This is a genomic window from Tautonia plasticadhaerens (assembly GCF_007752535.1).
GTDB lineage: Bacteria > Planctomycetota > Planctomycetia > Isosphaerales > Isosphaeraceae > Tautonia > Tautonia plasticadhaerens.
Genome location: NZ_CP036429.1, coordinates 81,290 through 103,507 on the forward strand (window position 1 = coordinate 81,290; position 22,218 = coordinate 103,507).

A 22,218-nucleotide genomic window follows, 5' to 3' on the forward strand; every position below is an offset into this window, starting at 1 on the left:
TGTCCGGCGGGGTGGACGTCCGGATGATCGCATGGGATTGCTGTCGCACGACTTGCCCACCCGGGCGGTCATCCCGCCCGAGACCGTGTCGATCCCTCCGGGATCGCCCCATGGGAGGTGAGGCTCCCGGGGCGTGGCGGCGGTCGACCGCACCCGGGATGGCGAGACGACCTCACCATCCAAGGCAGGAGGCGAACCCCCGGGACAACGTTCCGAGGCGATCGGCCTCCGCCCGCAGCCGGGCCGCCGTCACCGCCAGGTCCTGCCGGTGCAGCGTCCCCAGCAGCTCCTCGACACCCACCGGCGGGCTCTTCAACTGCGCCTGCTGAGTCCACACTGCGGCGATCACCCCCTCCGGCTCGGCATCGAAGAGGCCGGCGGCGCCGGGTCGAGGACGCAGACGTCGAAGACGACCACCGGCGGGCTCATCAGTAGCCCAGCCCCAGCTCCTGGGCCTGGGCGGACAGCTCGCCGAGGGCCTTGAGCCGCTCGGCGTCCTCCCGGCGACGGTAGTGGTCCAGGTCGCACGCCCGGACGCGGCGGTGGGCGCCGACCTTGCGAAACGGCATGGCGCCGCGCTCCAGCAGGCCGACCAGGAAGGGCCGGGAGACGCCCAGCAGGTCGGCGGCCTGCTGGGTAGACAGCTCGTCGTCGCCGGCGACGACGGCCACCGGCTCGCCGGCAGCGATGCCGTCCAGGAGCTGGCGGAGCAGCGGCAGGGCGGCGGCGGGCAGGTCGACGACCTCGGCGTCGCGGCCGGCGGCCCCGAACTGCAAGCGGGCCTGTCGATCGTGCGGCGCGGCCAGGCGGCGGCTGGCCTCGGCGGCGAGGAGGCGGTCATCCTCGCCGGCCGGCGCGGTGGCCGGGGTCTTCGATGGGCTGCGGCGGGCCATGGTCCACCTCCGGGGACGGGGATCGGCTCCCGGGTCGATTGTAGAGGATCCGCGCAACGGACGCAATACTCGAAATAGTCGAAGCCGCCCGGCCCCCCATCCTCGCGCGTTGGGAACTGTCTGCAACGCCGTCCTTGGTGACGTCCTACTGGACAAATGTCCCCGTCACGGGCGAGCTGCGAGATGGCCTCCCGCCAGCCGGGCGCGGACATCGCCGGGAGTCGCTCGATCGCTCGACGCCGAACCGAGGAGCATCATGGCCACCCGAACCGACCCGAGGGATCCGCCGCCGGCCGACCAGCCGGAGACCCGCATCCTGGTGCGCGGCGTCGACGAGGATCTCATCGACCGGATCCTCGCCCTCCCCCGCGGCCCCAAGCGCATCCCCCGGCTCGCCTGGCTCGACGGCGACATGGAGCTGCTGAGCTTCCCCACGCGCGAGTCGATCGCCGAGATGCCACCGGCACCGCCCCCCTCCGAAGGTGCCGAGGACCGCATCAGGCTCCGAGGCGTCGACCACGCCCTCTTCGGCCGCCTCACCGCCCTCGGCGGCAACCCCACCAACCCCCGGGTCGCCTGGCTCGACGGCGAACTGGAGCTGATGCGCCCCTCGCCCCGCCACCTGGCACTGGCCCGGCGGCTCGATCTCCTCGTCGGCATCGCCTTGAAGGCCACGGGCGTGCCGTCCTTCGGGACCGGGCGAGTGACGCTGGCACGGCCCGACGCCGCCCGTGGCAAGATCGCCGAGGTCGCCTTCTACGTCGCCCACGTCGACCGCGGCCCGAGTCGGCGGGTGCCGGCCGTCGACCTCGGCGTGCACCCGCCGCCGGACCTGGCCATCGAGGTCGCCCTCGGACGACCCCTGGTCGATGTCGAGCGGCTGTACGCCGGCCTGGGCGTGCCGGAGCTGTGGCGCTGCGACGGCCAGGCGGTGTGCATCCTCCGGCTCGGCCGCGACGGCCGGTATGACGAGCAGGGGCGATCCGATGTCGTGCCGGGCCTGTGGGCGGCCGACGTGATGCCCGTGCTGGCGACGTCGGATGCGCCGGACGACGACCGCTGGGGGCAGGCGACCCGGCGTTGGGCCCGCGAGGACCTGGCCAACCGCCCCGCCTGAGCCCGGACCGCATGGCCGCCGCCGGCCGCGCCCCGCCGGGCGGATCGAGGCCGTCACCGACCCGACCCGGGGCGGCGCGCCGGGCTACCGCCGCCGCCAGGCCTACGGCCCCGGCCGGACGATTCCCGTGGCGCGGCCGGGAGGCCTGCGGACCTCGCCGGTCGTCGACGACCTGCTGCCGGCGCCCCCGTGCCGCTGAGGACGGCGCGCGGCCGGGCGACCCGACGGCCGGGGCAGGGGGACGGGGGCCGGACCCTCACGCCCCCTCCGACGAGTCGACGGCTCCTCCCCCGGGGATGACCCGGCGGGGTCTGGACCGCCTCGTCGGCGATCCGGCAACATGGTCCTCGTCGCGGGGTCGCCGGGCCGACCGGGGCCGGGACCCGACGGACCAGGGCCGGGACCATCTCCGAGCGGCCGGGCGACCCGACGGCGGGACGGCGAGGGCACCTCCCCCCTCCCTCCGCGAGTCGGGCCGATCGAGCCGGGAGGCCGGGTCGTCCTCGGGGCAGCCCGAACCCACCGGAGACCTACGATGGTGATCGCCGCGAAGAAGAAGCCGGGCCGGGACGGCGGGCCTCCGAAGAAGGGTCAGCTCGCCGATGGCGTGTCGTCTCGGAGCGGGCCGGCCCCCGACGCCGAGCAGGATGCCCCGGCGCGTCCCGGATCGAACCCCTCGCCGGATGTCCTCCCCGAGCTGAGTGCCGACGGGCATGAGTCGCTGAGGGAAGGTATCCGCAAGCGGGGGGTCCAGGTCCCCGTCGAGATCGACGCCGCCACCGAGGAGGTCCTGGACGGGCGGGCCAGGGTCATGATCTGCCGGGAACTCGGGATCCGCCACTACCCGAGGCGGGTGGTCACCGGGCTGGACACCGAGGAGGACCGCCGGCACCACCGTCTGCGGGCCAACTGCCTCCGCCGGCAGATGGACCGGTCCACCCTAAAGGGGCTCGTACTGGCCGAGATGAGGCGCAAGCCGCAGAGCGACCGGCTGCTGGCCTCGATCTTCGGCCTCGCCCACTCGACGATCGGCGTGTGGAGACGTGAGTTCTCGTCAACCGGACGATGCCGTCCGGTAGGGAGTTTCACATCCGCGAATGGGAAGACGTTCCGCCGCCCGACCGCCATCTACGCCACCACGCCCGTCACCGCCTCCCGGGCCGCCGAGCTGCTCAACGCCCTCGGCGAGGACGCCCCCGGCCGGGAACTCTCCCCGAGGGCCGCCGAGAAGCTCCTGCTGGGCCGGCGGCGGGAGCAGGCCGACGCCCGGGTCGTCGCAGCAAAGGGCAAGCCCGGCGTCCTGGCGGGGAGGTTCCAGGACCTGGGCGGGCGGATCGGTGACGCGACCGTCGATGCGATCTGGACCGACCCGCCGTACTCCCGGGCCTGGGTCGAGGACGGCCAGTGGGCCGACCTGGGGGGCCTCGCCGCCCGGGTGCTCCGGCCCGGCGGCGTGCTGGCGACCTACTGCGGGGTCGCCTACCTCGACCGGGTGCTCCCGCAACTCTGCGGCGCCGGCCTGGCGTATTTCTGGACGTTCAGCGTCCGGTATTCGGGGCTCTCGTCGCGGAACTATCAGGTGAACGCAATCAACAAGTGGAAGCCGATCCTCGTCTTCGGCAAGGGGCGGGCCAAGTTCGCCGGGGCGATCCCGGATTCGTGGGAGGGGGGCGGCCGGGTCAAGGCGCTCCACGAGTGGGAGCAGCCGGAGCAGGAGTGCCTGTACTGGCTGCATCGGCTGGCCGGGCCGGGCTCGGTGGTCCTGGACCCCTGCTGCGGCAGCGGGACGACGCTGGTCTGCGCCGGGCGGGTGGGGATGAGGTCGATCGGCTTCGATTGCGACCCGGGGGCGGTCGCCCTGGCGCGGGCACGGCTGGCTGGCAAGGCGACCCCGAGGGGCGAGTCGAGCGGATCGCCCGCGAACGCTCCAAGGTGACCTGAGCCCCGGACACCATCCTCGCCGGCCGGTACCACGACCTGAGCCGATGGGGCTGGCGGAGGAACTGGTCGATCGGGGAGTGACGCGGCTGGTGGCCGAGGGACTGGTCCGGGCCTCCCCCGAAGGCCGCATCCGGGCCCGGATTGACGCAATGGACCGGGTGCGGGCTGCTCGGCCCGAGGAGCCCAAGGGGCCGGCCGCCTACCTGGTACAGGCGATCCGGGAGGATTTCGCCCTGCCGCCCGCCCCCGACGCAGCGGCGGGCCCACGGCCTGCTTCCGAGGGACGGGTGTTAAGTTGTCCGCTATCTGGGCTCTCCCGCACTCTCGGTGACGGAGGTCCGCCTCCGGCCCAGACCGTCCCTGAAATCCCGGCAAATCGCAGGACTTTCCAGACGCACGGGGGGCCGGAGCACCGAGAGTGCGGGAGAGCCGCTATCTGGCACGGTTCCTCTGGAGCTATCTGGCACCATCCCGCATCGCCTTTCAGCGAACCGCCACCGAGGGTGAAGGACTCGACAGCGGGCCATCTCGAAGCAGGGCACCGACGTCCCCATAAGACCTATCTCCCCCCATGCATGGCGATTAACCTGGAGAAGGACCACTCCATCCTCCCGGAAGCCGTGCTGCGGAGAGATTCGGCCAGGATGACCGAGCACGGCCGAGAATCCGGGTGCCTCCGGCCTGCGGTGACCGGCGCCCATGAACGACGTGACACGCATCCTCTCGGCCATCGAGCAGGGCGACCCCAAGGCCGCCGGTGAACTCCTGCCGCTCGTCTACGGAGAGCTCCGGCGGCTCGCGAAGCAGAGGCTCGCCCAGGAGAAGGCGGGGCAGACGCTCCAGGCCACGGCGCTGGTGCATGAGGCCTACCTCCGGCTCGTCGATGGGGAGGCGGTCCGGCGCTGGGATAGCCGGGGGCACTTCTTCGCCGCGGCGGCCGAGGCCATACGCCGCATTCTCGTCGACAACGCCCGCCGCAAGCGGGCGGAGAAGCACGGCGGCCGGATGGCCCGCCGGGAGTTCGATGACGTCGACATCGCGGCCCCGGCCCCCTCGGAGGACCTCCTGGCCCTCGATGAGGCGCTCGCGAGGCTTGAGGCCGAGGACCCGGTCAAGGCCCAGCTCGTGAAGCTCCGCTACTTCGCCGGCCTCTCCGAGGAGGAGGCGGCGCAGGCGCTGGGTATCTCCCGCACCACGGCCCACCGCCACTGGCGATACGCCAGGGTCTGGCTGCTCAATCAGCTGGGAGGAGAGGGGGGGCCGCAAGAAATCCGGCGAGGACCGACCGGGCCGTGAAGCGCTCCGGCCTCGTTTTACGCATTGCCCTATGGGGAAGGACGTGCGGCGACGGGGGTGTTGGCCATGCACCAGACTGCTCCGAATGCCGAGGAGATCTTCCTGGCGGCCCTCGAGATCGAAGGGGCGGAGGCCCGTTCATCCTACCTGGACGAGGTCTGCGGCGATCCCGAGTTGCGTCGCCACGTCGAGCATCTCCTCGCCCTGGATGCCCGGGCGAGCGGCTTCCTCGAGCCCCCCGCGTCGACGCCGACGCTCACGGTCGAGGCGCCGAATCCCTTGGAGGGCACCGTCATCGGCCCGTACCGGCTGATGGAGCAGATCGGGGAGGGCGGCATGGGTGTCGTCTACGTCGCCGAGCAGCTCGAGCCGGTCCGCCGTCGCGTGGCCCTGAAGGTCATCAAGCCGGGCATGGACACCGAGCAGGTCGTCGCCCGGTTCGAGGCGGAGCGGCAGGCGCTGGCGCTGATGGACCACCCCAACATCGCCCGCGTCATCGACGCGGGGATGACCGCCTCGGGCCGCCCCTACTTCGTCATGGAGCTGGTCCGGGGCATCCAGATCACGGAGTACTGCGATGGGGAGCAGCTCTCCATCCGCGACCGGTTGGAGCTATTCGTCCTGGTCTGCCGGGCCGTGCAGCACGCCCACCAGAAGGGGGTCATCCACCGCGACCTGAAGCCCTCCAACATCCTGGTCACCGTCATCGACGGGGAGGCCGTGCCGAAGGTCATCGACTTCGGCGTCGCCAAGGCGACCGGCCCGGCGCTGACCGATCGCTCCCTCTTCACCTGCTTCCACCAGCTCATCGGCACGCCGCTGTACATGAGCCCCGAGCAGGCGGCCCTCACGGGCGTCGACGTCGATACCCGGAGCGACATCTACTCCCTCGGGGTTCTGCTCTATGAGTTGCTGACCGGGACGACGCCCTTCGACAGCGAGTCGCTCCGGCGGGCCGCCTTCGACGAGATGCGGCGGATCATCTGCGAGGAGGAGCCGCCGCGGCCCAGCACGCGACTCAGCTCGCTCGGCGTGACGCTCTCGACCGCCTCGGCCAAGCGGAAGGCCGACCCGAGGCGGCTCGTCCTGTCACTGCGGAGCGAGTTGGACTGGGTGGTGATGAAGGCCCTGGAGAAGGACCGTCGACGTCGCTATGAGACGGCCAACGACTTCGCCGCCGACGTGTTGCGCTACTTGACCGACCGGCCGGTGGAGGCGTGCCCGCCCTCGGCGTGGTACCGGCTCGGCAAGTTCGCCAGGCGGAATCGGCTCGCCTTCGGTATCGGGTCTTCGCTGGCCGCCTCACTGGTGCTCGGAGTCCTCGGGCTCACCGCAGGCCTGCTCGCCATCGCCCGGGAGCGGAGTAAGGCCGAGGAACGCCTCGTCCTCGCCCGTCAGGCCGTCGACGAGATGTACACCGAGGTGGCCGAGGAGTGGCTGGCCGACCGAGAGCAGATGACGCCCCTCCAGCGTCAGTTCCTCGAAAAGGCTTTGAGGTTCTACACACGGTTCGCCGCCGAACCGGCGGCCGATCCCGAGGACCGACACAAAGCTGCTCAGGCCCTGGAGCGGGTCGGCCAGATCCAGCGTGCCTTCGGACAGACGCTGGAAGCGTTGTCGAGCTCGGAGCGGGCCGTCGCTCGCCTCACGGCGCTTGCAGGTGAGATTCCCGACCGGCCGGAATATCGGCGAAGCCTCTCGGAAGCCCTCGGGAGCCTCGCTCAGCTTCAGGGGGAGGCAGGCCGGATCGTGGAGGCGGAATCCACCCATCGCCGAGCCATCGCGATTCACGGAGAACTACGAAGAGCTGGGGCGGATCGGATTGAATCCGAGGAACTGAGCCTCCTCTACTGGCATCACTACCTCCTCTCGGAAGTTCTCATCGCCAAGGGCTGGGGAAATGCGGCCAAGAGAGAAGCTGATCGAGCGTTCGAGGTCGCCGGGCAGCGGCTCAAGGAAACCCCGAATGATCCCGGGGCACGCCACGAAATGGCACTCGCCCTGATCGAGAATGCGAAGTTCTCCGAAGCGTTCGGGCGCCCGGCCGAGGCTGAGGAGCTGCTCCGACGGGCGGTCGCCATCATCGAGTCGCCGGTGGCCGAAAAGCCGGCCAAGGCGGAATATCGGGCAGTCCTAGCTCTCGGCTGGAACAACCTGGGTGTGCTCCTCATGAACCTGGGCCGGCAAGATCACGAAGCCGAACGTCTCGACGACGCCAGGGCCGCCTTCCAGCAGGGGGACGCCGTGTCCGAGCAGCTTGTGGAGGCATACCCCCACGTGGTCCGCTACAGGTCGTTCCGGGCCGGAACTTTGAACAACCTGGGGTATGCCTTGATGCACGCCGGGCGGCTCGACGAGGCCCTCGACGTCCACCGACGTTGCCTCGCCATCCGCGAGCAGATCCTCGCCCAGTATCCGGATGTGCCGGAGCATCGAGCCGATGTCAGCTTTTCTTTGGGTAGCGTCGCCTCCGCCCTAGGGAAGGGGGGGAATTGGGCACAGGTCCTTGAATTGATCGACCGAGCAGTCTCGGACCTCAGGAGTGCCCTGGCAGCCTCGGTCGGGAATTCGAGGTATGGAGACCGACTCCAGGACACACTCCGGCGACGTGCCGAGGCACGGCTCAAGCTCGGCGATCATGAGGCAGCGGCCGAGGACGCCCACGAGATGTGGCACGGAGGGATTCCCAACTCGAATCAGGGCAGGACCGCGTTCAATGCCTATCTCACCCTCCGTGATTGCCTCACGGTTGCTCGGAACGATCCCGAGCTCGCACTGGAGCGTCGAGAGGAGGTCGCCGACGCCTACCTCGATCGGGCCCGGGCGATGCTCAACGAAGCCGAACGATGTGGGGCGATGAACGCGACCGGGACCGTCATCGTTCAACTTGTGACCGAACTCGCCGCCAGCGACCTGACGGAGGTGCGCGATCCGGTTCGCGCCGTCCGGGTCGCGGAAGGGTACCTGGAACGTCACCCCGGAGAGGCCGAGCTCTGGAAGGCCCTGGGGCTGGCGCGGTATCGCGCTGGTGATGGGGATGGGGCAATCCAGGCCGTGGAGGAGGCCAAAGAGATCAAGGGGCGATTAACAACTCCGCTTGAATTCACGCTCTTGGCCGCGGCCCATGCGAGCAAAGGTGAGATGGAGGTGGCCCGAGGATACTTCGAGCGAGCCCGGGCCGCGAGCACGGAGCATTGGATGAGCGACACGCCGCAGTCTCTGACCGAGGAGGCGGCATCCCTCCTGGGGATGGACGAGCCGACCGGAGCCGCTCGGGACCCAGGTGACGAGTCCAGGTCCGAAGAAATGTGAATCGATTTCCGGTGTGACCGGAGGAGACGCGACCGTCGCGGGCCCGAGGCCCCGCTGCACGGCGGGCGGACGTCCTGCGCGCCGTGATTATCACCACCCCTGCCATCAAGGAGCTGTCCCATGACCCGATCCGCTTCGGACGCCAGGAAGACCGGCCCGCGTCGGCGTTTTGCCCTTCGCCCCCAGGCCGAGTCGCTCGAGGGGCGTCAGTTCCTCTCCGCAGGCGACCTCGACCTCTCCTTCAGCACGGGCGGTTGGACGACCGTCAGCCCGGTCACCGATGCGAAGGAGACGAACTACGATTACGCGCACGACGTGGCCATCCTGGGAGACGGTAAGATCCTCGTGGCCGGGACGTCCTACCCGGACCGATTCGGCCTGACCAGGCTCGGTCCGGACGGCGCGCTCGACACCACGTTCGGGACCGGAGGCCGGGCCCTTTCCACCTTCGGGACCAGGCAGACCTATGGCGGCATGGCGGTCCAGGGCGATGGCAAGATCGTCATCGTGGGCGGGATCGACAACGGCGTCCAGGTCAACCGTCGCAGCTACGTCTACAACAACGACATGTTGATCGTGCGGTACAACGCCAACGGCTCCCTCGACCCCACGTTCGGGGTCGGTGGGGTCGTCGAGCTGGGCATTAGCACCTACGGCGGCGATTCCCCCGGCGACTTGCAGAATAAGTACGACGAGGCGCTGGGTGTCGCAGTGCAGGCGGACGGTAAGATCGTCGTCTCGGGCAGGGCGTACGTCGGGGCGGGCGACTACGATGGCGTGCTGTTGCGCCTCAACCCCGACGGATCGCAAGACACCTCGTTCGGGGCCGGTGGCCATGCCGTCAGCCCCGACGCGGCGTCCTTCCTGAACGTGGCGATCCAGGCCGACGGTAAGATCGTCGTCCAGGGCGACCGGAGCGGGGCGACGCTTGGGCGGTTCAACGGCGACGGCTCCGTGGATGACGGCACGGCCAGTGACACGACCCCCGGCGACGCCTTCGGTACCGGAGGCTTCGTCACCTCGACGACCCCCCTGGGTGGGCGGGGCTGGGAGAACCTGCTCATCCGGCCCGATGACGGCTCCATCCTGGCCCAGGGCACCGTGGATGACGGCCAGAATAGCGACATCGGCCTGTTCCGCGTCCTCGGCGATGGCACGCCCGACTCGAGCTTCGGCACGGCAGGCATGGCCCGCGTCGATGTCGGGCCCTACGAGTACTCGGGCGGCATGGCCCTCATGCCCGACGGCCGCATCGTCGTCGTCGGTGGCTATCTGGGCGACCGCAACGTCAACGTGGAACACGCCTTGATCGCCCGCCTGACGCCGCAAGGGACGCTCGATCCGACCTTCGGCACCGGCGGGGTGGCCTTGCAGAACTTCTCCACGACGCGCGATGAGTTCGCCGGAGTCGCCCTGCAACCCGATGGCCGGATCGTCGCCGTCGGCACCTGGTACCGCTCGGCCAACAAGAGCACTTCGGAGGGCGACTTCCTCATCACCCGCTTCCATGGCGACGACATGACGAGCCTCTCATCCTTCGGCGCGCCCTCGTTGGAGGGCGCGTCCTCGGCCACCAAGGGCGACCTCACGATCCTGGCATCCGACTGGATCCAGTCCCCGAAGAGGAAGCGGCCCGGCACCATCGCCGCTCGGTGATGACCCGCGGGAGGTCGGTAGCCGGCGACTCCCCGGTCCGCTTCCACATTCCGCCTCATGGCCATCGCCCGGGCGGCTCCCGCGAGCCCTCGGGCGGTGTGACTTCCGGAGGCCGTCGGTCGGTGTCCGGTCGCTATTCCAAGGCCGGTATGATGCCGATCAGATCGAGATCCGCTCCACGATGTTCCGCGTCACCTTCCGTCGCCGGCGGTCGTAGAGCCGGGTGGTCCGCGGGTCGGCGTGGCCGGCCAGGTGCTGCACGTCCTCCAGCGGTAGTTCTGCTCCAGCAGGTCGGTGACCGTCGCCACGCGGAACGAGTGGGGCGAGAACTGCCCCGGCAGGCCCGCCGCCCTCAGCCGCCGCTTCATCATCCGGCAGATGTCGATGCCGCTCATCGCCTTGGCGGTCAGCTTCTTCGTGCGGCGGAACGCCGGCCGGAAGAGGGGGCTCTCGGTGATCCCGGCGGCCTCGATGTAGGCGAGCAGGAGTCGCTCCAGGTCGTGGCGCACGGGGATCTCCCGCGCCTTGCCGCCCTTCTCGGCGAACCGCAGGGAATACTGCGTCCCGTCGTGCCGGAGGCCCTTGAGGGTCAGCTTGGCCACGGCGCCCACCCGGGCGGCGGTGTAGATCAGCACGGCGATGATCGCCCGATCCCTCATGCCCACGATGTCCGACGCGTCGATCGACTTCAGCAGGTCGCGGGCCTGCTTGGTGCCGATCTCGGGCGTCTTGCCCTCGACGGTCGAGTAGCGCTCGGCCCGAACCGAGGCGGCCGGATTGAGGATGACGACGTGGCGGACGACCAGGACGTCGAAGAACTTCCTCAGGGCCGCGAGGCGGAGCTTCTTGGTCGGGGTCGCAAGCTGAAGGCCGGCGAGGTAGTCGCCGACGTGGCCGGGGGTGATCCGGACGAGCGGAAGCTGCCGGTCGGGGTGGTCGCACCAGCCGAGGAAGTCGCGCACGGCGTGGGTGTAGTTCCGCAGGGCCAGCGCACACTAACATGTTAACGCAGCAATGACTTCCATCAGAAACGTGTCGCTCCAGCCGCAGCCGCGGCGCTTCATGGCCAGGCTCTGTCGCCGGTCGGGGTGCTGCTTGAGGAGCGACAATGTGAAGCGATACAGCCAGGTGATGTTCGCCCCCAGCACCCGCTGGCGGACCCGCGAGTCATCCTCCCGGAACGTCACGTCGAGCGACCAATGGCACGCGTTCTCCACGGACCAGTGGCCCCGCACCGCGCGGGCGAACTGCTCCGCGTCCACCGGCAGGCTGCTGAGGTAGTAGCGAATCTCAATGCTCTCTTCGCCTCCCTTCACCCGCCGCGACGTCACGACGCCGACCGACCTCAGCCCCTTCCACTCCGCCCGGCCGGGCAGGGCCGCCGGCGCTGGCAGGTGCAGGTAGGTCCGGTGCTCCTCGCGACCGTGCCCGCGCTCGCTCGTCGTCAGCTCCTCGGCCCCCTTGAGATCCCCCTCCAGCTGTTCGTCGATGTGCTCGATGACCGCCCGATGCAGCGCCTCGTGGTTCCCCTTCAGGGCCAACACGTAGTCGGCCTTGCCGCGGACTACCTCCTCGGCGATCACCTTCTGCGCCCCCATCGCGTCGATCGTCACTACCCCGCCGCGGACGTCGATCCGCCTCAGCAGCTCGGGGATGGCCGTGATCTCGTTCGACTTCTCGCCGCACACCTCCTGTCCCAGCGCCAGGCCGTACTCGCCGGCCCAGGCGGTGACGATGTGCAGCGGGCCGAGGCCCTCCTTCGCGTCGCGGCTGCGGCGGGCCGTCTTGCCGTCGATGGCGACGACCGGCCGATCGACGCCGGTCGTGGCGATGGCCTCGTCGCGGAGGCGGGCGATCCAGGCGTTGAAGGCGGCCTCGAAGGCCGCGGGCTTGAGCGTCATCAGGATGCGGCGGAGGACATCCTTGCCGGGGATGCCGCGCGGCAGGTCGAGGAGGTCCATCAGGAGCCCCTCTTTGAGCTTCGCCCAGCGGGCGATGGCGGTGGGCCCGGCGGCGCCGGCGAGGACGGCCAAGACAGCGATGACCAGGACGCTGGGCAGCGGATGCCGGCGGTTGATGTGGGAGCGGGGATCTTCCAGCATCGCGAACGATGCCACGATCTCGTCGAGCTTGCTGCGGGTGCCCGCCATCGCCGACCTCCGGCCACCGGGTCTGGTTCACGACACGGTGGACGGTATACCCGGGCAGCGGGGCGGGCGCAAGGCCGCAGAGCTTGCCGGATTGTTATAGAAGTGCGCGCTGGCCCTGTGTAGTTCCGGCGGGTGTAGGCGTTGGCGATCTGGCCCTTGAAGAACTCGTCCCAGGCGAACTCGGCCCCGGGGCCCGCGGCGGCGACGATCGCCGGCGGCGGCCCGGCCGGGTCGTCGGCCCGGCGGCGTCGGGCGGGCGCCCGGTCGTGTCCCGGGTGCAGAACAATCTCGGTCGAATCGCTCATCGTGGATGGGCCCCATGCTCCGATGTTTAGCGCACACAATGTCCTTTGTCTATCACCATTCCATCTGATGGCCTGGTGAAGGGCAGGGGGGGACCACGGCGAATCGAGGACGCTCGGGTGGTCGGCGTGGGCAGCCCGGCGCGGCGGTCATCCCACTTCGCCGGCGGCCTTCGTCCGCCGCTGTTTGGGCTTATCCTCGTCCACCGCCGGGACTTCCTCCGGCTCGGCACCGGCGAGGCAGTCCGCCAGCCGGCGCCGCCAGTGGGGCGGGTCGGACTCGATCTCCGACATCAGTCGGCACGACACCGGACTCGGCGGCCGCAGGCCCTGCTCCCACGACCGCACGGTCGACCGGTCCACCCCGAGGAACGCCGCGAAAGCGGCCTGACTTAGCGACATCAACCCGCGCACGCGTCGCACGTCCGCGCCGCGGTACTCCGGCGGCGGGGCGATCCGGTACGTCCGCACCGTGAAGCGCCGCCCAAGGGGCTCGCCGGCCTCCAGCGCCTCGGCCAGCTCGCGCAAGCCGTCGATGATCTCCTGCCCCTTGGCCCGGGCCGTGTCTCGGGCGCGCCGGTCGGTCTCTCGGGTCATCGGACCTCTCCTTTGAGCTGCTCGTCGATCGCCCGCAGCGCGGACGCGATGGCCTTCCGCTGGGCCGCCGTCAGGTCGGCACGCTCCCCCTTGCCGTAGACCATTGCCAGGACCACGACGCCGTGCCCCAGAAAGCCGGCGTAGCAGACGCGGTACGAGCCGCTCTTGCCCCGTCCGGCGCCGGGCCGGGCGAACCGGATCTTCCGCAGGCCGCCGGTCCCCGCGACGACCGGGTACCGGCCCGGCCCCCGGAGGATCAGGGATTGGAGGGCTGTCAGGTCGGCGTCGCCCAGCTCGAGGGCCGACCAAGCCCGGGTGAAGCCGGGTAGCTCGAGGAACGTCGGCCACCGGGCCGGGTCGAATTCGTTCATGGACCCGAGTCCTCCCGGCCCACGCAAAGTATACGACCGGGTCGTACAGATCGCCAGGGCCGGGACGCCGCCGATCGGGCCGGGTAGGGGGGTCAGATCGGGACGTCGTGCGAGGCCCCCTCCTTTGCACTCCGTCGTTGCTTGTCGTAGATCTGCGTGGTGGTCACGTGCCGGTGCCCGAGCAGCTCCTTGACCTTGATGATGTCTGTCCCCGCGTCCAGGAGCAGGGTGGCCGTCGTCGCCCGGATGGAGTGGGGCCGTGTAGATGCACCGCTTGACCTTCGTCGCCGTCCCCTCCTCGTCGACGCTCTCTTCCTCTCGCATCGCCCCGGGCAGCCGGGACAGGTAGCCCTGGAGCAGGGTGTACATCGTCACCGGCGAGATCGGCATGTTGCTCAGCTCCTCGAGCCGCCAGTGGCGGCGGGCCCGGAACAGCGGCCCCTTGGTCTGCTTCGCCCTGTCGATGTACTCGGCGATCGCCTGGGCTGCGGCGAAGTGCAGGCCGATCTTCCGCCGCCGGTCGCCCTTCTCGTGCAGGGCGATCGTCGCCTCGTCGCCGTCCTGGTGGAAGTCGCTGACCTTCAGCCGGCAGCCGGTGCCGATGCGGGCCCCGGAGTAGAGGAAGAACTTCAGGATCGCCCGGTCGCGGTAGTCAAGCACCGAGTCGCCGACGGGCAGGCCGATGAGCTGCCGGGCCCTCGTAGCCGAGAGGGCCCGGCGCTCTTCGCGCGGATCGGTGGAGCTGCGGGCGATGAACTGGGCGTGGGCCGGGTTCGGCACGGTGATCGGGAGCCTGAGTTCCGAGGCGGCGCCCTGGAGGTACTTGTACAAGCTCGAGAGCGAGGCGATGCGGCGGTTGATGGTCTTGGGCGCCAGGTCCTCTGGGACAATCAGATCCCGGAAGGCCAGCACGTCGGCCACGGCGACGGCCAGGAGCCGCGTGGCGTCGCCAGGCCAGTCGATCCCCATGAGCTCGCAGAAGGCCATGACGTCCTGGCGGTAGGCCCGCTGCGTGTGCCGGGACGATCGGCGGGTGACCCAGCGCTCGAAGATCTCGGCATCTGCGTTGTAGAAGCCCTGGACCTGGGCCGCGACCGTCGGCGTCGCGCGGCCGAGGAGGACCGGCGGCAGCTCGGGCCGGCCGTCCTCGCCGATGACCACCAGCTCCGCCTAGTGCTCGTCGTCCATGACGCCCCCCGACTTCAATGAAAAGGTACCTCCCCCTGCCCTCTATCGGCCGGGACCTTGGCCGAAGATAACCGGTCTTATCTTCGGCCAACAAGTGCCGAAATGCAGGGCAGGGGCCATGCCAGCAATGACTCGCGACCCGCCCTCCAATGCCTTGTTTGATGAAGCTCACTTTGATGTAGGCAGCCTCGCCTCCAGACGACTGCGGCGCACCGCGAACGCCGACCACGCGACCGACGCCCGCGGCCATCGCCTCCACTTGGCGGGATTCGGTCGAGCTAGGTCATGGTCCCCTCCATCGGCCCACCTCCAAAGTGAAGATCGCCCCGGGCTTTTGCACCTTCGGACCCTTGGCCTTACCCAACGCGTACACGAGCGCTTCCGGCTCCACTCGCCCCTCGAATGCACGACGGCAGATCGCGTGCAGTCCACGCCACGAACGCTCGTCTCCCAGCTCCGACGCCAGCGCCTGCGCCGCCTGGCTCACGTAGCTCGGGTCCTCACGGATCCGCCCCAGCAGCTCGGCCGTCGTGGCCGGCGGCCGGGTCGCCCCCGCTGCCTCCCGACGTGCCCGGGCCGCCTTGCGCCGGGCCAGCTCCCCGACCAGCACCGGGTCGCCGCCGGCGGCCAGGGCCTCCAGCGCCTCGGTTGTCAGCACCGGCCGCGAGCGAGCAGATGCGGGCGATGCCGTGGGGACCTGAGGCGGCTCGAGTGTCGAAGGCGGGGGCATCGACGGCGTCGGGGTCGGCATCTCGACCCCGAGCCTGGCGAACGCCCGCGCCATCGCCTCACCGGGCCGCCCGGCGGCTCTCACCGCGTCCGACACGGGGGCGGGTCGTGCTCGGACCGGCACGGAGGTCGCGTACCGGCCCTCCCCGGAGGCCTCCAAGGCCTCCAGGGCGGTGGCCGCAAGGGCCGGGGATCGGGTGCCGGCGGCGGTGGTCATTGGGGTCGGCTCGGGTCGCCGTCGTCCTCGTCGATCGGGATCCGGCCTCTCGAAGTTCTCTCGGCCTTCAACGACTACGACTTCTTGAGTGCGCGCCGGCGCACGTCGATGCACACGACCATTGGGCGCCGGCGCCCGGTCGGGTTGGGCGCCGGCGCCCGGCTCGACGAAGAGCAGGTCGATGAAGCGGCGACGGAGGACGCGGCTGTTTTCGAGTCGGCGCGTGGTTCTCTGGCGGCGAATCAAGCCGGCCTGTCCGAGGCATCGGAGGCCACGGCGGACCTGGTGGATGGAGAGGCCGGTCCGGCGCGACAGCTCCTCGTCCGAGGGCCAGCAGAAGCGGCGGGAGCGGCAGTAGAAGAACCTGAACTTCTCCAGCAGGAGCAGGGCGCCGGCCGGCAGGCCGAGGGAGGAGAGGTCTTCGGGGAGCGGCCCGAAGGGTGGCAGGACGTCGGCATCGTTCATGGCCGCACCTCCGCGTCGGTGCGTCGGCGTCGGGCCTCGAATTCGGGCGCGGAGCCGGCCAGGATATGGCGCAATGCGGCGACGCGTCGTCGTCGTTCGTCGGGCGGCAGCGGCCCGGCGGTTCGGCCGTTGTCCTGGGGGGTGGAGGTCGGTTTTTCAGGGACGGACGGGGATTGCCCCTTGCGGCGGGATGGCAACCGGATAAAATGTGCGCGCACAGTGAGCCTCCGCAGCGGCGGGGACTGCTTGCACGAATGGCCTTCAGGAGATGGACTTCGGAAGGACTCAGGCGTGCATCGCGGACCTCCGCTGGTGCTGGTGGACATCGCCTCGGCCGACGAGATTGGCGTCCTGGCGGCCTTGGCAAGCGATCGAAACAAACGGCGGGCTCGGTGGTGCTGCAAACACCTCCGAGCCCGCTTGTTTTACCGCGCCGGGGCCGGCTTCTCAATGACGGATCGGCTGATGTCTGCCGGTCCGGGGTGATCGGGGAGCGGGCCAGAGACCGGGCAGCGGGTCGGTGAAGCCGCCCGTCGCCGGATCTCCACGCCGCTGATGCCCCGCCTCGGCGATCCGGGCCGGTTCGGGCCGCGTTCTAGGCCATGCCGCGGGGACCGGGGCGATCACCGTCGGGCGGCGAGTCTCGACCGGACACGGGCTCCGGATTAGGATCCGGGCAAACCGCTCCGACCCGAGCCCTCCCGCATGAGCGCCGCCTCGCCGTCCCCTCCTGCCGATGCCCGCGGTCGTCGATTCCGGCCGATCTCGGCCGACGTGTGCGCCCGAATGGTCGCCGCCGGCGTCCTTGACGATGTCCAGCACGTCGAACTCTGGGATGGCCGCCTCGTGCGGCAGACCGTCAAGTTGCCGTTCCACTGCGCCTTCCTCAGCAACTTGATCGCTGAGTTGCATCGCGTCGTGCCCGCCGGCTGGAACGACGGGCCGGGCAGCCCGCTGGCGTTGGGGCCGTGGCACCAGCCGGACGTGGGCCTGGCGCTGATCCGCGGCGGGCCCCGCGACCACCCCGACCGGCACCCGACGGGAGCCGAGGTCGGACTAGTGGTAGAATTCCTCAACCCCAGCCCGGACGACGGCCTCGGGCCGGTGGTCGCCGCCTTCGCCGGCGGCGGCGTGCCGGCGCTCTGAGCCGTCGACCTCCGCAGCGGGAAGATCGAGGCCCACGCCGAGCCGGTCGGCGACGAGACGCCGGGGTACCGAGGGGTGCGGCCCTACGGGCTCGGCGAGCGGATCCCGCTGGTGCTCGACGGCCGGGCGGTCGCCGAACTGGACGTCGCCGGGCTGTTGCTGGCGGGTCCATCGGGTTGAGCCGGAGTCGCCTCGTCCAGACGAGTACTCCCTGCCACGGAGGTATACCGCAAATGTCAGGGCGGCCGGACGGGCCGGATGTCGCGTTGAGTGCTGCCGAGCCGATCGCTAAGATGCCAGGCACTTCGACGATCGGGCACTGGGCCAGCCCGGCGTGCCTCGCGGCCAGGCCGGGGCGTGATGCGGGCCCGCAGGAATCCAAGCCAAGGCGGCGTTGACGATGACCTGGGAGGAGCACTTCAGCTCTGGAGAGATGCCATTCGGGCACGCCGCAATGCCGAGGCGTTCGAGCGACTCCAGGCGGCACGCAAGCGCGTCGCCAGGAATACCGACGACGACTGGGAGTGGCTCGCCGCCGCCCTAGCCGACCCGGAGAAGAAGTGGTTCGTGGCCCACGTCTTCGGGCGCCAGCCCGTGCCGCGGCGGCTCTTCGGGAGCATGATGCGGGCCGCGGTCATCGACGTGGACCCGAGCACGAACCGCTGGCTCCTAGAGCCGTGCCTTGAGACGTTCGGTCGCGCCGCCGTCATCGAGGAACTCGGGTGGCTGAAGCAGTCGGGCGAAGTCCCAGGGCAGCGGATCGAGTGGGCGCTCTACTGGTGCACCAGAGAGGTTGAGCGTCTTCGGGGCACGTCGCGGTCCTGACAAGTAGCGTCTACTTCAGGTGGCAAGGGTGGTCGACCCGGCGCCTCCGGTGACCGATGCGGGGTCCGCGGACGACACCCTCTTTGTCATGGTCCGGGGCCGTGAAGCGGGGCCGTCGCTGCCCTCGCCTGCGGGACGGCGACCGGCCCCGGTGGGCCGCTCAGACCTCCAGGCGATAGACCCGCAGGGCGTTGTCGTGGAACAGCGCCCGGCGTTCCGCCTCGCCCCGGCCGTCGACGATCGCCCGCAGCGCCTCGACCCACTGTCTCAGGGTCGCCGCCCGCGTGCAGACCGGCCAGTCGCCGCCGAAGACGACCCGGTCGGGGCCGAAGCGCACCAGCACGTGGTCGACGACCGGCGTCAGGTCCTCGGCCCGCCAGCCGGGTGCGGCCGAGGCGACGATGCCCGAGACCTTGCAGGCCAGGTTCGGCCGCTCCGCGATCCGGGAGAGGTCCTCCCGCCAGGCCGACAGGTCGGCCGCCTGCACGCTGGGGTTGCCGCAGTGGTCGAGGATGAACGACGTGCCGGGGCAGGCGTCGACCAGGCGAGCCGCGTCTCGCAATTCGCCGGGGCGCATGCAGAGGTCGAAGCTCAGCCCCCGCTCGCCCAGCAGGCGAATGCCCCGGACGAACTCGGGAGCGGTGCAGGTGCCCGGGGGCGTGGCGGGGCCGTGGAGGACCTGGCGGACGCCCTTGACCTCCGGGCGGTCGCGGAAGCGGTCGAGGTAGGCGGGGAAGCCCTCGTCGGCGGGCCGCCCGCCGACGACGGCGGCGACCAGGGGCCCGACGCGGCGGCGGCAGAGGTCGATGACGTACTCGGCCTCGGCCACGTGCCGGGCCGGGTCGATGTCGACCTCCATGTAGACTGCCCGAGCGACGCCCAGCCCCTGGGCCGCCGTGGCATAGTCCTCCGGGAGGTGGTCGCGGTCCAGGGGTGAGCCGGGCTCGATCCAGGGGAGGCGGAGGCGGTGGAGGTCCCAGAGGTGGACGTGGGTGTCGATGAGGGGCATCGCGCCGTCGTCCTCGGCGAGGGGGCCGGAGTCGGCGGCGTCGACGCGCCGCCCGGCCCGGGTGCCGGCGGCGGCGAGGGCCGCCATGCCGTGGAGGAACCGGCGTCGGTCGTCCATCGTCGTCGCTCCGGGGAGATGCCGGTCGGAGGGGGCCGGAAGGGGCGACACCCGCCGCCGCCGACTCCGGCCCCCTCGGCCCCATCCTACCGGCGCGGCGCGCGTCCTGGACCCCGGCCGACCCCGCCGGCGGCCGGAGGGCGGCCGGCCCGTGTCGGCGCGCTGCGGGCGTCGCGGGCGATCGGCCGGGCCAGGCCGGGGCCATCGTCGATGCGGAGCCGGGCGAGGGTGCGGCAGAGGGCGACGCAGAGGCGGTCGGAGTGTGCGGCCAGGCGGTCGATGCGGTCGCGGTGCGGGTGGTCGTGGAGGCGTCGGACGGCGTCCTCGGCGCGGCGTTGGCGGTGGGCGAGGCGTCGGGCCTCGGCCCGGAGGTCGGTCGGAGCGGCCGGCGGATGGTCGTCGGGTCGGGTACAGCCGGGCCGGGCATCGGAAGCGGTCGGGGGCATGGGAAGGCCCTCGGACGGGGGAGGAGGCCCGCGACGGGTGCGGTGCCGGGGACGGGAACCGTCCGGGGAGCAAGGCGCGTGCCCGGGCCAAGGGCGGGCGGCGGCACGACGGCAGACGCCGCGGATTTGCCACGAATTTCCGGCCCTGGTAACTGAAGCCGCCGGGTGCGGCCGTCCGATGGGCCGCGTCGCGAGTAGGAATGACCATGATGGGGTCCCAGTCAGGACCTGCATCGTCGCGGTCGAGGGCGTGCCGGCGGCGGGTCGGCCGACGGCGTCGGAGTGGCGGGAGGCGGTCCGGCTGTGACGATTGTGCGTATTATCAATCGTCCGATAATGGGATTTATGTAACCATCGGCGTACGCTGATGAAAACCCGGCCCCCGGACCGCTTCCTGATCGGGCCCCCTGCCCCGTCCCGGGCCCGGGACGCCCCCGGCTTCAGGTCGCCATGGCACCCCGCTCAGGGGACGCCCAGCTCGGCGACCTGTCGGCCGGCGAGCACCAGCGGGATCACGTCGTCGCGCTCGTAGCGATCGACCTGCCGGTCGTGCTCGACCAGTGTCCTGGCCACCCAGGCGCCGCCGGCGATGGCCAGGGCGCCGAAGACGGTGATCAGCACGCAGATCGTGTAGCCGATCCCCCGGACGGTGCCGCGGAAGTCGGCGCGGAGGCGGTCGAGCTTCCCCTCGACCGCCTCCAGGCGGCGGTTGGAGTCGGCCACGCCGCGCTTCAGCTCGGCGATGTCCTGGGCGGCCTCGCGGCCCCAGATGGTCGTCGGCTCGGCCATCAGTGCGTCTCCTCGGGGGTAGGCCGTAGGTCAGGCAGGCCGTTGGGCCAGGTCCTCGCGGGCCCAGCGCTCGATGTTTGCCGTCCAGGCGAGGTCCCCCAGCTCCTCGGCCCGGGCGATCAGGGGAATGACATCGTCGGCCCGCACCCGGGGGACGGCGCCCGAGTGCTCCTGCTCGGCGTAGCGGCCGTTGGGGCCCAGCCGGAGGATGCGCAGCCGCTGGCCGTCGCAGCGCCACAGCTCGAGCACGCCCAGGCCGGCGTAGATCGCCTCGACGGGGACCCCAGGGCGGCTGATCTCGACCTCGATGGCCAGGTCCGGCGGCGGGGACGCGGCCAGGTCCAGCTCCCTGGCCGAGCGGGCCGGGGAGTGGGCGAGGTTAGCGATGTAGAAGCAGGCGTCGGCCTCCTTGCTGGGGGGCCGGCCCGGCCGGGTCATGGTCACGCGGCCCAGGCCGCGGTGCTCGACGCCCAACGCCGTGAGGGCGATCCGGACCAGCAGGCCGAGCAGCTCGGCCAGGTCCTCATGGCGGATCGAGGGGCTCATCAGCTCCAGGTCCTCGCCGAACCAGGCGATCCGGGGGTTGGGGTTCTCGCCGCGGACGGCGACGAGGTGGTCGTAGAAGGCGCGGTCGACGCCGCGCAGCAGGATGCGGTCCTCGGCCCCGACGGCGGGCGGCGGGGAGGTGCGCGAGCGTGAGACGCTGGTGCTCATGGGGAGCCTCCGTTGGCGGCGGCCGCCGGCGGTCTGGCATGAGGAGTCGGTCCCGATGCTCGCAGAGGTCCGGCACGTCTGTCCAGCCCGGCGCGGCCGGCTCGGCCACGACGATCAGCGCCCCGATCAGCCGGCCGAGTCGATGCAGTGCGGATCGTCGTTGCTCTGAGTGTTGACGAGGGCCCCGACTCGTCGGTCACCTGCTCGGCCGGTTCATGCCACTGGGCGTAATCCTCGGACCGCAAGATGACCGGCATGCGATCGTGGACCGGGGCGACGACGGCGTTCCTGCCTCCCGACCCGTCGCGACATTCCGGCCGGGTGGGTCAGCCGGTGGGCGCGAGGCAACGGGGGTCGTCGTACATCGGGCGGGTCGCGGGGGACCGCGGCGGGGCCCCGCGCGGCCGGCCATGTCGCCCGATCGACGCGGGCTGCGACTGACTTTGTGAAAGGTTTCACGAACGCGAACTGACTCGCAAAGTCATTCACAATTGTAAGGAGTCAAGATCCATGATGAAGCTGATCACGCCGCTGGCCGTCGCGACGCTCGCCCTGGCCTTCGCCGCCCCTGAGGCCAGCGACCCGTACCGCCCGCCGGCGGCAAACGCCGGCTGGGGCCGCCCCTGGTGCCCGCCGCGCCCCTGGTGCCCGCCGCCGATCCCGCAGCCGGGGTGCTACCCCGGCCCGAAGTTCCCGCAGCCGGGGTGCTATCCCGCGCCGAAGTACCCGCGGCCGTACTGCCCGCCGCGGCCCTGGCGGGGCGGCGGGTACCCCGGGCACGGGCACCGCTGAGCCCGGGGCGTTCGCGGCGACGGCATGCTGCCGATCGCCGGCCGGCTGCTCGGCATTGGGTGACGAGCCGGAGGATCGAAGGGATCGAGGACGACGGGAGTGGCGACGGGCCGGATGATGCTGACCCGGGCCGCCGCCCAGCCTTG

At 71.0% G+C, this 22,218-nt stretch carries 19 protein-coding genes; 8 read left to right on the plus strand and 11 right to left on the minus strand.

All coding sequences use genetic code 11. The features are described from left to right. Window positions 1-172 precede the first annotated feature (172 nt). Together ElP_RS39180 and ElP_RS36515 are read right to left on the minus strand one after the other, a co-directional pair. Entirely contained in the window at window positions 173-349 is a 177-nt protein-coding gene (locus ElP_RS39180) for a hypothetical protein (protein WP_197447213.1), read from the minus strand. Window positions 350-428: 79 nt separating this feature from the next. Continuing rightward, on the minus strand, window positions 429-893 hold the full coding sequence (locus ElP_RS36515) for an excisionase family DNA-binding protein (RefSeq protein WP_145279731.1): 465 nt from the start codon (window positions 891-893) through the stop codon (window positions 429-431). Window positions 894-1,149: 256 nt separating this feature from the next. Here ElP_RS36515 and ElP_RS36520 point away from each other — a divergent pair, with 256 nt between their 5' ends. The 5 genes from ElP_RS36520 to ElP_RS36540 all read left to right on the plus strand — a co-directional run bounded on the left by ElP_RS36520 (window position 1,150) and on the right by ElP_RS36540 (window position 10,215). Next, window positions 1,150-2,010 (plus strand): Uma2 family endonuclease, encoded by an 861-nt coding sequence (locus ElP_RS36520; RefSeq protein WP_197447214.1) that lies wholly within the window; start codon window positions 1,150-1,152, stop codon window positions 2,008-2,010. Window positions 2,011-2,545: 535 nt separating this feature from the next. Next, a complete protein-coding gene (locus tag ElP_RS36525; RefSeq protein WP_197447215.1) occupies window positions 2,546-3,946 on the plus strand; it encodes a DNA methyltransferase in 1,401 nt (466 codons plus the stop codon). 704 nt (window positions 3,947-4,650) lie between these two features. Beyond that, a complete protein-coding gene (locus tag ElP_RS36530) occupies window positions 4,651-5,247 on the plus strand; it encodes an ECF-type sigma factor (protein ID WP_145279737.1) in 597 nt (198 codons plus the stop codon). 66 nt (window positions 5,248-5,313) lie between these two features. Next, window positions 5,314-8,559: a serine/threonine-protein kinase gene (locus tag ElP_RS36535; protein WP_145279739.1), complete on the plus strand. Its 3,246-nt coding sequence runs from the start codon at window positions 5,314-5,316 to the stop codon at window positions 8,557-8,559. Window positions 8,560-8,679: 120 nt separating this feature from the next. Next, the gene (locus tag ElP_RS36540; protein WP_145279741.1) at window positions 8,680-10,215 is read left to right on the plus strand and encodes a delta-60 repeat domain-containing protein; all 1,536 of its coding nucleotides are present in this window, start codon (window positions 8,680-8,682) and stop codon (window positions 10,213-10,215) included. Window positions 10,216-10,406: 191 nt separating this feature from the next. On the opposite strand, the gene ElP_RS36545 is transcribed toward ElP_RS36540, so the two are convergent. The 5 genes from ElP_RS36545 to ElP_RS36565 form a co-directional block, all read right to left on the minus strand. Next, a complete protein-coding gene (locus ElP_RS36545) occupies window positions 10,407-11,177 on the minus strand; it encodes a tyrosine-type recombinase/integrase (RefSeq protein WP_231749935.1) in 771 nt (256 codons plus the stop codon). A 33-nt stretch (window positions 11,178-11,210) separates the two neighbouring features. Continuing rightward, on the minus strand, window positions 11,211-12,365 hold the full coding sequence (locus ElP_RS36550) for an ISAs1 family transposase (RefSeq protein ID WP_145271338.1): 1,155 nt from the start codon (window positions 12,363-12,365) through the stop codon (window positions 11,211-11,213). 452 nt (window positions 12,366-12,817) lie between these two features. Beyond that, window positions 12,818-13,264 (minus strand): helix-turn-helix domain-containing protein, encoded by a 447-nt coding sequence (locus ElP_RS36555; RefSeq protein WP_145279743.1) that lies wholly within the window; start codon window positions 13,262-13,264, stop codon window positions 12,818-12,820. Continuing rightward, a complete protein-coding gene (locus tag ElP_RS41660) occupies window positions 13,261-14,796 on the minus strand; it encodes a site-specific integrase (protein ID WP_145279745.1) in 1,536 nt (511 codons plus the stop codon). The genes ElP_RS36555 and ElP_RS41660 overlap by 4 nt, the downstream gene beginning before the upstream one ends. 310 nt (window positions 14,797-15,106) lie before the next feature. Beyond that, window positions 15,107-16,234, minus strand: a complete 1,128-nt coding sequence (locus ElP_RS36565; protein WP_145279747.1) for a helix-turn-helix domain-containing protein — start codon at window positions 16,232-16,234, stop codon at window positions 15,107-15,109. Window positions 16,235-17,008: 774 nt separating this feature from the next. On the opposite strand from ElP_RS36565, the gene ElP_RS36570 reads away from it, so the two are divergent. Next, window positions 17,009-17,380, plus strand: coding sequence for a PDDEXK family nuclease (locus ElP_RS36570; RefSeq protein ID WP_145279749.1), 372 nt, complete (start codon window positions 17,009-17,011; stop codon window positions 17,378-17,380). Window positions 17,381-17,737: 357 nt separating this feature from the next. Continuing rightward, window positions 17,738-18,205 (plus strand): hypothetical protein, encoded by a 468-nt coding sequence (locus tag ElP_RS36575; RefSeq protein WP_197447216.1) that lies wholly within the window; start codon window positions 17,738-17,740, stop codon window positions 18,203-18,205. A gap of 160 nt (window positions 18,206-18,365) precedes the next feature. Here ElP_RS36575 and ElP_RS36580 read toward each other — a convergent pair whose 3' ends face one another. The 4 genes from ElP_RS36580 to ElP_RS36595 all read right to left on the minus strand — a co-directional run bounded on the left by ElP_RS36580 (window position 18,366) and on the right by ElP_RS36595 (window position 21,280). Further along, window positions 18,366-19,331, minus strand: coding sequence for an amidohydrolase family protein (locus ElP_RS36580; RefSeq protein WP_145279753.1), 966 nt, complete (start codon window positions 19,329-19,331; stop codon window positions 18,366-18,368). An 86-nt stretch (window positions 19,332-19,417) separates the two neighbouring features. Further along, window positions 19,418-19,777 (minus strand): hypothetical protein, encoded by a 360-nt coding sequence (locus ElP_RS36585; RefSeq protein WP_145279755.1) that lies wholly within the window; start codon window positions 19,775-19,777, stop codon window positions 19,418-19,420. 462 nt (window positions 19,778-20,239) lie between these two features. Next, a complete protein-coding gene (locus ElP_RS36590; protein ID WP_145279757.1) occupies window positions 20,240-20,566 on the minus strand; it encodes a hypothetical protein in 327 nt (108 codons plus the stop codon). A 30-nt stretch (window positions 20,567-20,596) separates the two neighbouring features. Continuing rightward, window positions 20,597-21,280, minus strand: a complete 684-nt coding sequence (locus ElP_RS36595; RefSeq protein ID WP_145279759.1) for a Uma2 family endonuclease — start codon at window positions 21,278-21,280, stop codon at window positions 20,597-20,599. Between the two features lie 510 nt (window positions 21,281-21,790). Between ElP_RS36595 and ElP_RS36600 the strand changes: the two genes are divergently transcribed. Beyond that, window positions 21,791-22,072: a hypothetical protein gene (locus tag ElP_RS36600; protein WP_145279761.1), complete on the plus strand. Its 282-nt coding sequence runs from the start codon at window positions 21,791-21,793 to the stop codon at window positions 22,070-22,072. Window positions 22,073-22,218 lie beyond the last annotated feature (146 nt).